We start from the raw sequence: 15723 nt of genomic DNA on the forward strand, positions 1-15723 counted from the left end.
CGTCGTACTGCCGGTCAAGATAATAATTTTACCTTTTAATCGCATGGTTATGCTGGTTTTAATATTCGTAGGCGTAATTTGCCCTAGAAAACACGGAAATCCAAGGTTGACTCCCCCACACCAATACCCGTGCATTGTTCACGGGCGGGGTGAATATATGGCAATTTTGAAAATACCATTGGAAGTCAGGATCCTCTGGGCAAACTTAATCTGGGATTCCCAGACTTTCTGCATCAATTCAAGTTGACCTTTGTACTGAATGTCATCAACAAGGTTCAATAATTCATTAGGATCAGTTGTTAGGAGAAAAAGCTCCTCATAAACGGGCAATTCCCCCTCTATCGGTGATTCGATAAAATCACTGTATAATACAATATCCGGATGATTAAGTGTAAAAAATAGGTCGGTTCCGTCTCCAACCACTTTAAAGTCCCCGATACCTCCTTCAATGATCTGACATTCGGAACTCATCCAAATACCTGAAAAATTCCCGTCTTTCCCTTGTGGATGCAACAAAATCCCGCTATTTCTTGGTTTTTCCAGCCGGGGTTCATGGGTTCCCCTCCCCACTTAAATTGAACCACCAATTTATAGTTTTCAAATTCTTCATTCGAGGTAATACAGCCCCACTCTTCCCCTGAAATATGAATAATACCGTACATAACCGAGAAAAGTAAGGAGATGATATAATGAAAAACACCAATGTGATTTAATTTTTCTTTTCATTTTTTTTCGAAAACGGGTGAGTAGCATTGAAATGGGATGCCTCTTCAGTTAACTCAAAAACCAAAGGCTCAGGTTAGGGGTACTTTTTAAACGTCAATAAAAAAAGCCCTCAAAACACATGAGAGGGCTTTTTTTGATTTATTTACTCGTAGGACAGGCATCGAAAAATACCAGTTATTAACTAAATTTTGAAAGGTACAATTTGTTCCTAATAGCCCGGGTTCTGAGGAGCAAGATTGGGATTATTAACAAGCTCGGGAACAGGAACAGGAAACAAAAGGTGTTTTTCTTGAAATTCTTGGTTGGAACCTAAATGGACATATCCTACAAAATTGTCAAAATCATTGGAGATACTATTGTACGCTTTTCTTAAACGCACCATATCAAACCAAGTTATGCCTTCATAACACAATTCATGCCACCGTTCCCTCCAAACATCTTCTCTAAAAGATTCTTGCGTATAGCCATTTAGGGTAGGAGTTTCCAACGTAGCTCGATCCCGGATTCTCTTTAATGCGTTATGCGCTCCTTGATTGGGTCCGGTGACTTCGTTTTGAGCTTCTGCATAAATTAATAGGACTTCTGCGAAACGAATTTGAGGCATATTCAGATCACTTCTTCCTGTCCCTGGTACCCCAGGCCTTCCGTGGGCAAGTACATCAAAATGTTTAAAAATATATGGTCCTCCCAACTCGTAAACATCGCCATTTCCAAAATGGAAATAACTTGTATAAAAGAAACCCATTTGATTTTCAGCCCGTAAATCTCCGGTTTCGTAGGATTGGAAAAACTGTTCTGTAGGAACTGTTGTTCCAATCCCTGTTGCCGCACCCGCTGAAATCGGTTTATAATACGGAAGCATGGGTTGTTGATAAGGGTTTCCAGCAATATCTGCTAAAAATTGAATTTCAAATATATCTTCTATTGTGTTATCAGTTGCTACATTTCGGATATCTGCATAGTTATCAAAAAGGTTTATAGACCCTGGGTTAGCAATGATCTCCATCGATTTATCTGCCGCTAATTGGTAATGTGATATACCCTTATTTAAAGGGTAACCAGCCATGGTCAGATAAACTTTGGATAAAAGTGCTTTTGCCGCAGCTTGTGAAACCCTTCCCGTTCCATCCATCCAAGGTAACCCTGCTGATTCCGCTATCAATAAATCCTCTACAATCAAATTATATACTTCTTCTTGGGATGACCTGACAGGATAGAAATCGTCAGAGGTAGCAGTTTGCGGTTTGGTGATAAGGGCTAAATCACCCCACATCCTTACTGCATGAAAATAAGCCCAGGCCCGTAGAAAATGGGCTTCACCCAAAATTTGATTTTTCCTGGTTTGATCCATATCGATTTGCGGAACATTTTCGATTACGAGATTGGCTTGCCCCACAACCCGGTACAGACCATTCCACCAGTTTACGATATGCAGGTTATGTCCATCATAAATGAGGCCATACAGATTATTGAGATCGGAATTCTGTGCAGTTTCAGTTGTGGATGTACCTGTCACTGCTTCAAGCAGCTGCCAGTTTGAGGAAAATATACCTGCACCCCCACCCACAAACCGAAGGTCCGTGTAAGCAGCAATAATCGCCGCTTCCGCATGTTCGGGAATGGTATAGAAGCTTTCAGGATTTAAATTTGATGGGTCTTGCTCCTCAAGAAAATCGGAACAACCCAACACGAAAAAAAGTAATCCACAGAATATCAGGTTTTCGTATTTAATTTTAATAGCCTTCATGATTAAATTCCTTTAGATGTATATTTATAAACCGATTTGTAAACCCAGGCGATATGTCTTAGGCCTAGGATAGGCAAAAAAGTTCTGCCCTTGGGAAAATATGTTATTTCCATCCCCACCAAACATCGGTGCAACTTCTGGATCTCCGCTGGTATAATTCGTAACTAAAAAGAAATTCTCCAGTGAAGCAAATAATCTAAATCTACTTATGTTTCGCTGGCTTATAAGATTTTCCGGTAGCGAATATCCCAATAGGAGGTTTTTACCTCTTATAAATGAACCATCCTGTATCCATCGGGTATCTACATTGGTTACATACCCTGCCATCAAATGTCGGATTTCAGGAACCATAGTGTTTTGATTTTCAGGAGTCCACGCATCTAAAACTGTTCGATAACTGTTGTCCAGAGCGATTCGATCTTCCATAGTATGTTTTGTCATATCCAAGACATCGTTTCCATACATATATTGAAGTTCTAAAGTTAAATCCAGGTTTTTATATCGAAATGAATTTAGAAAAGTTCCCCAACCGTCTGGACTTCCATTTCCAATAATCATTCTATCAGCATCCGTAATGGCATTGTCACCATTCACATCTCGATATTTAATATCTCCGGGCAATAGTGTTAAACCCCCTCTATAACTCGTGAAATTTGCTGCTAAATCCCGTTCTGCCTCACTCCAGATTCCTTCTCTTACTAAGCCCCAAAATGAACCTACCGGCTCACCTACTCGAATGATATTGGTAGGGTTAGTAAAATTAGGACCACCAACTCCAAAAATATCAGAAGGTGTCGCCAAAGTAAGTACTTTATTCCTGTTCATGGAAATGTTAAAAACAGTGTTCCATGAAAAATCGCCAGCCTCAATGTTGATGGTATTAATGGCAAATTCGAATCCTTTATTTTCCATGGATCCAACATTTTTCCTTATCGTGGCATAACTGCTTGTTCGCGGAACAGGGGCATCCAGTAGCATGTCAGTCGTTTTTCTGTAATACAGATCAGCCTCTAGGGATATCCTACCTCTCAGCAGGCCAATTTCTACTCCAATATCGCTTTGTGCTGTCTTCTCCCACCTTAAATCTGGATTAGCCAATCTTCCAATTCCAGTTCCACCTCTACGTTGATTACCAATGATACCTGCATAGCCTGATCCCAGGATAGACAAAGAGGAATAGGGGGGTATTTCTGAATTTCCTGTAACGCCGTAACTGGCCCTGAGTTTCAAATTATAAATGACGTCGTTGTTTTTAAGAAAATCTTCTTCAGATATTCTCCAAGCCAGAGCCATTGAAGGAAAAAAGGCGAATTTATGATTTTCACCAAATTTTGACGAACCATCTACCCTTCCGGTGAGAGTCAATAAATATTTGTCATATATACTGTAATTAATCCTTCCAAAGTAAGAATTGAATGCAAACCTGTAAGCATTAGATCCATACAAAGGATTAGTACTTCCGGCACCAATATTATTGAATTCAAAAAAATCTGTAGGAAAATTCTGAATTCCCGAAACCATGCTAAAAAAATTTGTTTCCTGCCATGATAGGCCAATTAGACCTGTCAATTTATGAATTTCACCAAACGTTTTATTATAGGTAAGGTAATTTTCCAAGGACCAAAAACTTTCCCTTCTGTTGCTTACATTGGAAGTACCACGCTGGTTGATCGCAATTCCTCTACCTGTGAATTGTTTATTTTCTTGGGTCATCACATTCGCTCCAAGAACAGTACGCATTTCCAAACCTTTCGCCAAATTAATATTGGAATAAAGGCTTCCAATAAGTGACTGAGTGGTCAAAATGTATTTTCGCTCGTATAAATATCTAAGGGTACTGAAATTGCCCTGAGAATTAGGATAATCTCTATTGTCAGCCCAATTCCCGTCTTCATATTTTACCGGCTGAAACGGATAGGACTCCGCCATTGTCCTCATTACCTGATAATCCTGATCAACGATATTTTCGTCCTGATTATTATAACTCAAAGTACCCCCTATCCTTAGCCATTTTTTAACTTGATCATCTAGAGTAAACCGAGCTGAATACCTCTTGAGATAAGATTCTTTAATTAGCCCCTGATCTTCCCTATAACCCAAGGATAAAGAGTAAGTGGTTCTTTCATTTCCACCAGTAAATCCTAATTGGTGATTTTGAGATATTTTGTTATGAGTGGCTTCTTTCAACCAGTCAGTATCATAAATCGGGTTGCCATTACTGTCAAATAGCCTTGGATCAGATCTACCGATGGCTGGGTTAAGATGATTATACCGTCCATCCTCCCAACCCTCTGGATCATATTTCTTTATATTTTCGAATGCCAGATCCTCCACTTCCATAAATTCTCTAACATTTAATACTTCAAGTCTATTGGGTCCAATAGCAGCTACACTGAAATCAGCATCATATGATATTTTACCTTCCCCTGATTCCCCCCTTTTAGTTGTGATGAGAATTACACCATTGGCGCCCCTTGCGCCATAAATAGCTGTAGAAGAAGCATCTTTCAATACTTCCACCGATACAATGTCATTTGGATTTACGAAGTCAATGGCCTGTGTAGCCTGGACCTGATTACTCACAGGCATCATTACTCCATCAATAACATACAAGGGGTTATTTGAGGAATTAATGGAACTGAAACCTCTGATCCTGACATTTGTTCGTCCTCCCGGACGACCTGAATTAATATTTACTTGAACTCCAGTAACCCTTCCTGATAATGCCTGATTAAGAGTTGTAGATGGCCGTTCCCGTAGCTGGTCTTCGGTGACAGAACCTACTGCACCAGTCAAATCGGATCTTTTGGTTGTTCCATATCCAATTACCACCACTTCATCCAAGGAAGATTGATCTTCTATAAGGGAGATATTAATATTAGACTGTGCACCAACAGTTACCCGTTGAGATTGATATCCAATAAACGAAATCAAAAGTACCGCTCCCTCTTGAGCGTCTATAGTAAAATTCCCGTCAATATCCGTGGCAGTTCCAGTACTAGTCCCCTCAATAAGTACAGTTGCACCTGGAATAGGCTCTCCATTTTCATCGCTTACCGTTCCGGAAATATTGATGTAAACTGATGCTTCTTGATCAGAAACCTGCACCAACGGCTGGGATTGTGCAATTCCATTCCTAACATGAATATTCTGATTTACCTGTTTAAAATTGAGTCCAGTTTGTTTCCCGATTACAGACAGCAACTCATAAACACTTTGGGTTTCTCTTTCTGTGGTGACCTTTGGTATATTCTTCAATTCCCTATCCGTATAGACAAAAACGAATCCAGTCATTTTCTCTATAGCGGAAAATGCCTTTTCAATTTTTGTATCCTCCAGGGAAATGGATATCAATACTTCTTCAATATCCTTGACTTGGGCATTCCCGTTCGAGGCAAACAGAATACTCATAGATAGACATTGAATCAGAAACGCGTAAGTAAATAGTTTGGTCATGCGTATGACATGGTAGAGTACAAGATTTTTCATACCTTTACTTTGTTTGTTGTTAAAACTATGGTGAATGGTTTTAGATGAACATGTACCGGAATTATCCTCGTAAGACTTTCCGGTAATTAATTAGGCTGGGGATGTTGGAGCATCCTCAGCTTTTTGTTATTCTTGGGTTTTTATCATATCATAGGCTGTCTGATCTTCATCTTTAAATATTATTTTTACATTTTCTTTATCTATTGCAAAGTCAAACCTGGCAGAGAATTTCAATCCTTCCAACACGTTTTCCAATGTTTCATCCTGAAATCGTCCGGAGAGCAATACCTGATCCCCGGGCTGCCTAGCTATTTGAATTTTAACGCCATACCAATTTTCAAGTACCCGAATAGCCTCTATTAAGGGTGTTTTCTGAAAAATGATCCATTTTTTGGTCCATCCAATTACCAAGTCCCTGTCAAAATCAGTTTTGACGAAGCGATCATTTTCCATGTCAATTCTTAAAGCTTCTCCTGGATCTAGAAAAACAGCTTCTTTCATAACCCCCTCCCTGTTTACTGCTACCTTCCCGGTGAGCAGGGAAATGTTCAGCGTTTCCCCTTCATAAGCTCTGACGTTAAAGCTTGTACCTAAAGCCGTGGTTTTGGTATCCTTGGAAATTACGATGAAGTGCCTATTACTGTCCTTTGCTATATTGAAAAAAGCCTCTCCTTTTAAATATACCTCTCTCCTGTCCTTTTCAAAATCCTTCACATACTTTAATTCACTCCCTGAATTCAGGATGACCTGCGATCCGTCACTCAAGGTAAGGTGTGATTTTACCCCCGGTACGGTACGGTGTTCTACCATAGCTACAACAGGTATATCTACCTCTGGAATAACAGCATCGGAGAAAAACCAACTGTACATAAATCCCAAACTAAAGGCCATTAAGAGGATACCAGCGACCCTAAATCTAAAAGAGTCTAGGAATTTAAATCCGGAGGGTGGGTTTGCCCCCCCTCTTTCCAAGGTGCTCAAAGAATTTAGCGGAATCACTTTTATTTCTTTTGAAGAGGCTTTCAAACCAACCACCTCTGACATTTTACTATCAATATCCTTCCATAAGTCCGACATCTCCCTATCAGACATTTTTGGTTGGGTCTTGGTGTTCAGGCGGAGAATGATTGCCCGGGCATCTTTGGCTTCTTTGTATTTGGAGGGGTTCTTTACCAATAAATCCTCCCAATAAAGATTAGATGCTGCATTAGGTTGCAACACCCATTTTTTAAAAGATGGGTCTAAGACAAAATCTTCTGCGGTATAATTGGAAATCTCCATTTTAACGTTAATCCGCACACATAAGTCCCGAACGTTAAAAATCTATCCATCATTTGCGTAAAAAATTTCATTTTTACAGAAACTTTAAAAATCTCTTTAAAATTATTTGATAGTTATAAAATTAGTGCGAAAAGAATAAAAATTTGAAAATACTTTTTAGCTAAAAAAACCCAAAAAGAATATACTGATCAGTGCAAAGCCCTTTTTTAAACTGGCAATGGCCTTCCATGCTAATGTATAAACCGACTGTACATTAATGCCCATTATAGCAGAGGTGTTTTCATAGGAGTGGTTCTCAAAGTAAAGCAACTGGATCACCTCATGTTGTCGTGCCGGAAGGGAATTCAGGACCTCCGCTAGTCGTTTCCTTTTTTCAATGGAGTTTTCCTGTTCTTGGCCCTGATCATATGCCAAATTCTCTTCCATTTCAGGGATCAAATTGCCATAACGCTTCTTATCCTTTCCTACTTCCTTATGGATTTTGTTGCTGAGGCATTTGAAAAGATAAAGTTTCACATTATCTGTGGTTTTTACCGTATGCTGGTACTGCCATAAATTCAAAAAAACCTCCTGTATGCAATCCTTCACCAGACTTCGGTCGCCTTTTATAGACATGCCCAACCGAAAAAGTTCTTGGGCATATTTGATATACAAGGCCTCCATTCCAGCCCTTTCACCTGCCTTTATTTGATCCCAAACTTGGATATCATCCAAGATATGATTTGGTTTATCAGCGAGGCGGTCCTTGTACATAATTAGGTATTATGGGTTTATTGCCTTCGAAAATAGGTATAAATCAATAAAATTAAAAAGGATTGGGAGTTTTTTGGCGTTCAGGGCTAAAAATACATCATCTTGACCGTTTATTAATTTGATTTTTCGATTTCGTTGATTTGCAGTTTAGCCAATTTTTACTCGTAAGGCCACCGGAAAAGCCGATATGAAAACTTTTTTAAAATTTCGTTAATTTGGCTTCTAAAAAAATATTACCTTCTGGAAACACAACCAATCCTCCCTCCTTTGCAATTAGTGAAATTTAACCCACTTTTAGATGATGGAACAATTTTATCCCAGACGAATAAATCAGCTTTTCATGCACTAACTTTTACTTGCTCCATTATTTGGCTTTGAATTCAACCAAAGCAATCAAATATTCTTTGAGTTCCTTTAAAACCTTTTCCTGAGGGCAAAAACCAAACGCTGTTTTTCCTTTGAAATGGAGTGTTGGCATGGTATTAAAATTCGTTATTAAGTATGTTTTGTATTTGGTTTTCCAATGGATTCAGATCCTGAGTGGCAAAGTAAATTCTTTCCATTTTTATTCCATGATAGGCATGAATGATAAAATTCCTGAATGAGCGGGGAATATGCCACGGATAATTATACTTGGCTAAAATCCGCTCGTCAATATGCCTAACCGCTTCACCTATAACCAAAAACTGATATTGCACCGCACTTTGAATCATGCTGTTTTGCATAAATTCCAGTTCGTCCACCCCGGCAACAAACTGTCTGATTAACCCTATCGCTTCAAGGACATGTTCAAGCCGCTCTTTGGGTGTAGGCTTATTCATAAATCTTCAATAAACTGTCCGATGCCGTTCTCAAGACAAAGTCCCTCAACTGCCCCTTTTCCACAATGTCCACCTTTCGGTCAATTTGATTCTCTATAGCATGGGCTATATCAAGAAGATCAAACATGGAATATTTTTTCTTGGTATTGAATTCGATTATTAGATCCACATCGCTTTCCGGATTTGCTTCCTCCGATGCCATTGAGCCATATAGCCAGGCAGCGGCTACTCTTCCGTCCTTCTCCAACACTTTTTCTATTGTGGATATAAGTGTTGGCAGTCCAAGTTTTGTCCGGGACATATAACCAAGTTTTTCCTCCGCTACCTGCAACGCTTCGTAACCTAAGGCTTCCTCCGCAACCGCATAAAGTAATTTGTCAGATAGCCACAAAAGAAGCAGTTCTCTTTCTTTCACCTTAAAATACTCGGCAAGTTTAATTACCTGTTCACGGCTTGCGTTGCGCTTTCCTCTTTCCATTTTGCTTAAAATTGCCTGGTCAATATCGAGATATGCCGCAACTGTCCGCAGGGGTAAACCCTTTTCCTCCCGTAGTCTTCGTATAGCTTCACCTAAACCAACCATATACTGGATTTTTTTGTAAAAGTTTTGAATTATTTTCTTTTGAAGAATATTGTCAAAAATACAAAAAAATTCTAAAAACTGTTTGAAATGGGTCCTAAAATACAGTACCTTCTGGATCCACAGCAGCTCCTCCCTCCTTGGATATTAATGAAATTTTACCCGCTTTTACGTCATGGAACGATTTTCATCCCATATTGTAATCGATCCGAGTATCCGTTTCGGAAATCCTTTTATTAATGGTACGCGTATTGACGTTATTGATATACTTCAATGGCTGTCCTCCGGTATGAGTTAATCCTTGCGGATTTTCCGCTATTGAAAGAAGTTAGTCAATTGAAGACCGGTCATGCCATAAAAACAAAATGGTCTTTTATGGCCACCAATAAATTCTGATAGGCTGTTGGAAAAGTTCATCCAAAATACCTTAATTAATTTCAACTAAATTATACAAATAAAAAGTGTGTTTATTTTATTTTTTCAGAGAATTGTTCACTTGGTACATCAAATTTCACTTTGTAGTCACCCTGTCCAACGTGCGCTTCACCGAATTCCCGGTTAATGGGATGAAACTCCGGCCCATTTCCCAAATGCCATTTCCCAAAATATCCCCTTTTATAGCCTGCTTCCTATACCGCCTCTCCAATGGTAAAAATCTGGATCGAACTGTAAGAAGCCACGGGAATATTTATTCATAATAGAAAAAATTAAACCTCCCCAATGGTGCGACGTCCCCGTTAATTAGAAAATCTGTAATATCACCGTCTTCCTGCATATTATCTGACCATTTAAATTCAAGATTGGTAGACCCTTTTATTCCCAATTTTTTCTTTGAAATCCTCAACTCCATTTCATTTCCGGAAAAAGAATAGTCAATCTTACCGGCTTTGGACCACTTCCAACCACCGGAGCTTTTTTCCAATTTTGCCCTTTTTCTTGGGTTTTTCCGGTTAACCACAAAATCATAACCTTCCCATCCCGTCTCCCTGTTTCTATCAACATCAATAAATAATCTCATCCATCCAGGGTCGTCTTTTGGGGTTAAGGGGTTAGCTGTGTTTACATAAAAATAAATGTACTTTTCATCACTGCTTACCTTTGCCGCCGTAATATCATTCCTCCCTGTTATGTTTTCATACGTCAAATTGCCCCAGCCTGGACTGTTTCGTGGTAGTGTATTTCCTTTATGGGATTTAAATTCCGGATGGGTATTATCCCAATCCCCAAATTTTCCATCTATTTTTTTGCTGGTGCCTGCTGAAAATTCCAGCGGTTGGCGCATACCTTTGAATCGGCGGATATTGGCCGCCATCTGATAATAATAGTTATCTGTATGCCCTCCTTTCATCGGTTCAATATCTCTACTGTTTTCATGGTCAAACTGATCGGGAAAAGCATTGTGCTGCTGCTGCCACTCATCATACCTACCGGCTATCCACTCATTCCATCCAGTGATAAATATCATTTCCGGATCTATCTCAAGGGCCCGGTCCCATTGTTCCTGAAAATTTAATCCTTCATTTACCACATCCTTTTGATTGTTATGTCCATATTTAGCCGTATAGCTCCTACCGAAAGCTCCTGGGGCGTTCATAGCTGTCAATCCTCGTTCAGCAGACCAGTTTTGCGAGACACCTACAGTAACCTGTTCATACTTTTCCGGTTCGGTTTCAACAAATCCATTTTGGGGAAATATTTCCAACCATCCCCAATGGTCTGAGCGCATAGGGCCCTTATTGTAAACTGGCTGTCCCGGCCGAAAGGTAAAGAATTCCCTGATTTCCTGATGGAGCTTGCTTGCTTGAGGATCACCTTCTACAGCACTTAGACTTTCGGGATATGCCATAATTAATGGTTTCCCTTTCCAATAGAACCACAAATCCTGATAAATTCCAGGCTCATACATATCGTGGTAAATTTCCTTTATCGCCTTCAAGCTGCCTTCCGATGGCCCAAAAGCCATCATAAATGCGATTTGGGGCGTTCTGATTCCGTTTTTTCGTGCCTCGGTAAATACTTCAGCAAGCGCTAGATAGGATTCCTTCCAGGTAAAGGAGCCATTAGTGCAATCAAACATCACCATATCAACGCCCGCATCTGCTAACATTTCAGCATGCTTATAAAGTACCCATTTGTCAGTATTGAGATAATATCCAAAAAGAGGTTCCGCCCAAAAAAATGATCCAGCTTTATCTCTAGTTGGCCAAATGGGATCCAGGTAATCATTGATTGCTTCCGGTCTCTGATCCAAAATCTCCATGACATTATAAGCACTGTCACTGTTTTTGGACTGTTGAGTATGCCAAGTCCAATAAAAAATCCCCACATATTTGTCAGGCCTATTTGGACCCACTTCCTCAAAGGTGGGCAAGCTGCGTCCCAAAGCATCGGTAGCAGGGAGTTGTTGGGCTCCGTACCGGTAAAGGTCTGACTGGGCAAATGTTTTCTGCCCTCCGAAAAAACCGACAAGTAATAAAAACTGGCAGCACCGCTTTAAATTCATCTTCATTTAATTTTTCCTTTATACCTCACTTCTTCCCAGGAGGTGATTCCAATAATTTCTTTGGCAAAATCTATCGTGTTTTTTTCCCGATCCGTTCCCAAATCCCGATAAACATACCACACGGGCTTCTTACCGTAAGGGTCCTCTTCGTCATCCGGGAATCTTCTTAGCCCGATCCTTAAGCCACCCTCACCCCTATGATCCATCCAATTATGAAACTGAAAGGCCTCAATCCCCGATAACACTTCCAGTTTTTTCCAAACATACGCCATGCTTGCCGCCTGTTCCATTAAATTTTTGGATGTATAATCCTTTGAATTTGGCCCTTGCTCTGATAGAAATACAGTCCGTTTCTTCACACCATTATACATGGTAAATGGTTGCTTTACCCAAGCATCTAATACTTCTATATTTTTAAATGTAATCAGTGGGGTGTCAAAATCGAAGGTTGCTTTTTCATCCAACCAACTTTTGGGTTCGAACAGTGATTGGGGATAGGGGTGTTGGGCAATCCCCCATTCAAAATCACCTTCGACATTTCCAAACTGGAGAAGGATCTCCAGCAAATCTCTTGAATGGTAAAAATGTTTGTCCTGTGTCCAGTTCCAATAATGTGTGAGAGTAATAAATGCTTTGGCATGGGCATCATATTGACGCGCAATGTTATGGACTAGCCTCATGGATTTATGATAAGTGTCCATAAAAACCAAGCTGTCCTTTTCGCCCATATTCGTCCAAACCCAGCCTGCATCCACTTCATTATGGACGATCCAATGGTGAACCCTACCTTGGTCATTAGCCGGGTTGCTGTATCGGTGGGCGAGAAAATCCATGGTAGCAGCATACATTTGAACCGCCTCTTCTGAAGTGAAATTGGCCATGCTGTAGATACCTGCCGGATCACATTCCGGATGTTCCATAATTCTGCCGATTTCTTTGTCCGGCGTATTGACGGCTTTATCTATCAAAACGATAGCTGAAGTAACAATATCCCGTTTCTCGGCTTCTTTTATCGTACGGTCATGCTTTTCTACCCATTCTCTGTCCGCATAATAGGATTTACCTCCATATTCAAAGGTGATTGTATTTTCGGAAGGTATGGATCGTAACATTTTAGATATCCACATATTAACGGTAACACTACCGATCCCTAATGAATCCAAGTCACTTACATGTTTGCCGGAATGAAATCCTCCAATGCCCTTTTTATTAGTTAGATTTACCTCCGGTAAATTATAGAGGGGTTGTACCCTGTCCGCATATCGGGCGTGGGACTTTATTTCATAATCCTGCCCCACTTTCTGTACCAATACCCACTTGGACAAAAGACCATCTGACTGTATGTCTTCCTTATCAGTATATCTTGGCACTGTAATATTAAAATCACTATCCGCTATGGATAAGGGGTAAATATTAAGAAAATCAGGTTTTAGCAACAAGTTGCCATGCATGGGCACTTCAGCTATAAACAAATCGTTCAAAATCCCTTGCTGATTACCGGAAATGGATATGGTCTTATCTTCAACGTTAACCTTTTGAATACTCCCGGGAAAAGATTCCTCCAAGTAATTCAAAAGTGCCTGCTTAAATACATTATCGGCTTTCTTCCTTTCTTGCGCATTTCTGGCGTTCTCAAGTTCGTTTGCATTGGGTTTCCTGAACCTTATATTTCTGATCTGTATTTGGTAACCTGCCGCATTTCCAAAATCCAGTCTCAAAAGGCTTCCGATTTTTCCCCAGTTCTCCAAACCCGCCTCCCTAAATTCCACGGAACGACTGCTCCAGCCTTCCCTAACACCTAAGGAGGTCCCAATACTGTTATTTTCATCTATCGGTGGTCCGAAAAAAACTTGAAGGTGATCCAAGTAACCTGTAGAGAAATACTCAAATGTTAAAACAGATTCGTCTTTATCCACTTCGAAGGTAAGGGGTAGTGAGAAAAGGTAGGGGTCTGTACCGGTTGTTTCAATGCGATAAGTCCCAGGTTCCACTTCCTCCATATTCAAGTGATGTCCACTAACCCCAGACAATTGAATAGCATCTTGTTGAGCAACAGCTACAAAAGAGTGGAGTAGTAAATAAAATAACCAAGTTATGTTAAGTCGATTCATTCGCTTACGATAAAATTAAACCTTCCGCCGGGAGCCACATCCCCATTGATGTACCAATCAAGAGGATCCCATTCATCCTGCATGTTATCTGACCACTTAAACTCGAAATTCAGTCCATCCTCCAATAAATGAGCTACCACCTCTCTGGGTATGGAAATCATCATCTGATTGCCTTCTACCTTATATTCCAATTTTTGAACATCAATCCATTTGTCTTCATCAAAAATTTGGAGGGTATGGCCTTCAACTACACGGAAGTCATAGCCATTCCAGCCGGTTGTATGATTTCGGTCCACGTCCAAGTAGAGGCGCATCCAATTGCTGCCTGAATTTGGTGTTATCGGCTGGACAGTCTGGGCATAGAAATAAATGGAATCTCGGTTTCTAGCCACTTTTAATAGTTTAAAATCATTTCTCCCTGTGTTGTTGGTGTACATTTGGGGAGGTTGGGACTGAGCTCCGGGATGGTTTCTGGCCTCCGTTTCTCCTATATAATCTGTGTAGTCAGGAAAAACAGATTCCCAATCCGCCCAACCTTCTATTTTGGTTTCAGAGCTTAGCGATGGTGTTGGTGCCAAACCCTTATACCTCCTAATGTTGTTGACCAACTGCATATAATAATGGTCCTTAAGACCACCCGTCCGGGTGGGTTCGATATCCCTGCTGTATTCAGGATCTGCCTGATCACAGAACCATGAATGTTCGGGATTGTCGTCCATACTGGCGAATTTTCCTGCCACCCATTCATTCCATCCCGTTATAAAAATAAAAGGAGGATCTTTTTCCAGGGCATTATCCCACTGCTCCTGAAAATTATAGCCATGGATAATATCGGCAGTAGGGTTTCCTTTATGTCCGTTTCTGAAACTTCGTCCCCAGTTGTCCTCATTTCCATAAAAAGCAGAACCTCCCATTCCCGCAGTTGGATTTGGGTGCTGCGCTACCGAAACATTCATGATTTCTAAATCTCCTTTATGGTTATGATGGACTTGTTGAGTTCTTTCAAAATCTATCCAGGGCCAACTATTTTCTTTATGGGGTTCATTAGGCCATTGGGATTCCCGAATGGTAAAGAAATCCTTGTAATCTTTTCCGTTAGCCTCCTTGGAATGTCCAATTATCAGGGGCTTGCCATCAAGGTAAAACCAGCTGTCCGGATCGTGGAATTCGGCTCCTTCTTTATAAAAATTTTCATAGACCTCCTGCATGGTTTCGCCGGAAGCTGTATTGGTATAAAACACAATTTTTGGTGCTTTCTTCCCCTGCTGCCTAACCGCCTTCATTGCATTCATAAGCACATGAGCTCTTTTGGAATAAGTCAGACGGTTGGTCGCATCGATCACCAACAGATCCACTCCCGCATCCGTCAACAGTTGAATACTTCGAAGGTGAACCCAATAATCATCCCCCCTATAATACCCATAAAGCGGTTCACCCCAAAAGTACATACCACCCCCACCCCAATTTGGATGATTGAAATCATTCAATACCTCCGGGTGTTTGGGAATAATTTTATTGAGATCAAAATGTAAGGGGGAAGTATTATCCCCATGCCACAGGAAATAAAACATGGCTACCTGCCTTGATTTTATCTCCCCCACCTCATCGTGTCCTACTAAAACCCTTCCGAGTGCATCAGCTCCTCCAAAGGTTTGGGCATAGCAAAATGAACCTGATCCAAAAAGGATCAAAAACACAATATATTTCATTAT

Annotated in this window: 11 protein-coding genes; 1 reads left to right on the plus strand and 10 read right to left on the minus strand. The window is 40.4% G+C overall.

Translation table 11 applies throughout. The features are described 5' to 3' along the window. Positions 1-138 precede the first annotated feature (138 nt). From FQ608_RS27190 to FQ608_RS03985, 7 genes are all read right to left on the minus strand, one after another. Entirely contained in the window at positions 139-516 is a 378-nt protein-coding gene (locus tag FQ608_RS27190; RefSeq protein WP_199856300.1) for a hypothetical protein, read from the minus strand. A gap of 418 nt (positions 517-934) precedes the next feature. Next, entirely contained in the window at positions 935-2473 is a 1539-nt protein-coding gene (locus FQ608_RS03960) for a RagB/SusD family nutrient uptake outer membrane protein (RefSeq protein ID WP_158856502.1), read from the minus strand. A gap of 24 nt (positions 2474-2497) precedes the next feature. Then, positions 2498-5962, minus strand: coding sequence for a SusC/RagA family TonB-linked outer membrane protein (locus FQ608_RS03965; protein ID WP_234364055.1), 3465 nt, complete (start codon positions 5960-5962; stop codon positions 2498-2500). A gap of 126 nt (positions 5963-6088) precedes the next feature. Then, complete coding sequence (locus FQ608_RS03970; protein ID WP_158856503.1) at positions 6089-7243, minus strand: FecR family protein; 1155 nt, start codon at positions 7241-7243, stop codon at positions 6089-6091. A gap of 156 nt (positions 7244-7399) precedes the next feature. Further along, positions 7400-7996: an RNA polymerase sigma factor gene (locus FQ608_RS03975; RefSeq protein ID WP_158856504.1), complete on the minus strand. Its 597-nt coding sequence runs from the start codon at positions 7994-7996 to the stop codon at positions 7400-7402. Between the two features lie 482 nt (positions 7997-8478). Next, positions 8479-8817 (minus strand): HepT-like ribonuclease domain-containing protein, encoded by a 339-nt coding sequence (locus tag FQ608_RS03980; RefSeq protein WP_158856505.1) that lies wholly within the window; start codon positions 8815-8817, stop codon positions 8479-8481. Beyond that, positions 8810-9400, minus strand: a complete 591-nt coding sequence (locus FQ608_RS03985) for a helix-turn-helix domain-containing protein (protein WP_158856506.1) — start codon at positions 9398-9400, stop codon at positions 8810-8812. The genes FQ608_RS03980 and FQ608_RS03985 overlap by 8 nt, the downstream gene beginning before the upstream one ends. 172 nt (positions 9401-9572) lie before the next feature. Here FQ608_RS03985 and FQ608_RS27400 point away from each other — a divergent pair, with 172 nt between their 5' ends. Then, positions 9573-9695: a DUF433 domain-containing protein gene (locus tag FQ608_RS27400; RefSeq protein WP_234364056.1), complete on the plus strand. Its 123-nt coding sequence runs from the start codon at positions 9573-9575 to the stop codon at positions 9693-9695. Between the two features lie 390 nt (positions 9696-10085). Here FQ608_RS27400 and FQ608_RS03995 read toward each other — a convergent pair whose 3' ends face one another. Genes FQ608_RS03995 through FQ608_RS04005 form a run of 3 tightly spaced genes read right to left on the minus strand, consistent with a single transcriptional unit; the run spans position 10086 to position 15720 of the window. Continuing rightward, positions 10086-11906, minus strand: coding sequence for a hypothetical protein (locus FQ608_RS03995; RefSeq protein WP_199856301.1), 1821 nt, complete (start codon positions 11904-11906; stop codon positions 10086-10088). Next, positions 11903-14011, minus strand: coding sequence for a DUF5722 domain-containing protein (locus FQ608_RS04000; protein ID WP_158856507.1), 2109 nt, complete (start codon positions 14009-14011; stop codon positions 11903-11905). Before FQ608_RS04000 ends, FQ608_RS03995 begins: the two co-directional genes overlap by 4 nt. Then, positions 14008-15720, minus strand: a complete 1713-nt coding sequence (locus FQ608_RS04005; RefSeq protein WP_158856508.1) for a hypothetical protein — start codon at positions 15718-15720, stop codon at positions 14008-14010. The genes FQ608_RS04000 and FQ608_RS04005 overlap by 4 nt, the downstream gene beginning before the upstream one ends. Positions 15721-15723: the final 3 nt, after the last annotated feature.

It is taken from the genome of Lunatibacter salilacus, from assembly GCF_009797935.1.
Classification (GTDB): Bacteria; Bacteroidota; Bacteroidia; order Cytophagales; family Cyclobacteriaceae; genus Lunatibacter; species Lunatibacter salilacus.

Bases quoted from the DNA above. Each gene is read 5' to 3' on its own strand.
- FQ608_RS03970 (WP_158856503.1), bottom strand. From the start codon at position 7,243: ATGGAGATTTCCAATTATACCGCAGAAGATTTTGTCTTAGACCCATCT.
- FQ608_RS03960 (WP_158856502.1), bottom strand. From the start codon at position 2,473: ATGAAGGCTATTAAAATTAAATACGAAAACCTGATATTCTGTGGATTA.
- FQ608_RS03980 (WP_158856505.1), bottom strand. From the start codon at position 8,817: ATGAATAAGCCTACACCCAAAGAGCGGCTTGAACATGTCCTTGAAGCG.
- FQ608_RS03995 (WP_199856301.1), bottom strand. From the start codon at position 11,906: ATGAAGATGAATTTAAAGCGGTGCTGCCAGTTTTTATTACTTGTCGGT.
- FQ608_RS04005 (WP_158856508.1), bottom strand. From the start codon at position 15,720: ATGAAATATATTGTGTTTTTGATCCTTTTTGGATCAGGTTCATTTTGC.
- FQ608_RS04000 (WP_158856507.1), bottom strand. From the start codon at position 14,011: ATGAATCGACTTAACATAACTTGGTTATTTTATTTACTACTCCACTCT.
- FQ608_RS27400 (WP_234364056.1), top strand. From the start codon at position 9,573: ATGGAACGATTTTCATCCCATATTGTAATCGATCCGAGTATCCGTTTC.
- FQ608_RS03985 (WP_158856506.1), bottom strand. From the start codon at position 9,400: ATGGTTGGTTTAGGTGAAGCTATACGAAGACTACGGGAGGAAAAGGGT.
- FQ608_RS03965 (WP_234364055.1), bottom strand. From the start codon at position 5,962: ATGAAAAATCTTGTACTCTACCATGTCATACGCATGACCAAACTATTT.
- FQ608_RS03975 (WP_158856504.1), bottom strand. From the start codon at position 7,996: ATGTACAAGGACCGCCTCGCTGATAAACCAAATCATATCTTGGATGAT.